Source organism: Christiangramia aquimixticola, assembly GCF_048285835.1.
Taxonomy (GTDB): domain Bacteria; phylum Bacteroidota; class Bacteroidia; order Flavobacteriales; family Flavobacteriaceae; genus Christiangramia; species Christiangramia aquimixticola.
The window spans coordinates 1-318 of record NZ_JBLVTL010000161.1 but is presented as its reverse complement, the minus strand read 5'-3'; the positions used below and the strand labels follow the sequence as shown (position 1 = coordinate 318).

The following is a 318-nucleotide window of genomic DNA, read 5'->3' as shown; positions in this document are numbered from 1 at the left end:
CTGTTACCAAATGCACGCCCCTACCAGAAAGCGCATTGAGGAAAGCTGGCAAGGTTGAAACCAAGGTTTTTCCTTCACCTGTCGCCATTTCGGCGATTTTACCTTTGTGAAGGACCATTCCACCAATGAGCTGAACGTCATAATGGACCATGTCCCACACCACTTCGTTGCCGGCAGCGATCCACTTGTTATGCCAGATGGCTTTTTCGCCTTGGATTTCCACATTTGGCTTTCGGGCTGCAAGTTCTCTGTCGTAGATATTGGCTGATACTTCGAGCTTTCCATGTTCTTTGAATCGGCGGGCTGTCTCTTTTACAA

At 48.4% G+C, this 318-nt stretch carries 1 protein-coding gene; it reads right to left on the bottom strand.

From position 1 onward, the window contains the following. On the bottom strand, positions 1–318 hold a 318-nt coding region (locus tag ACNKXV_RS13945), incomplete at both ends, for a hypothetical protein (protein ID WP_417908323.1).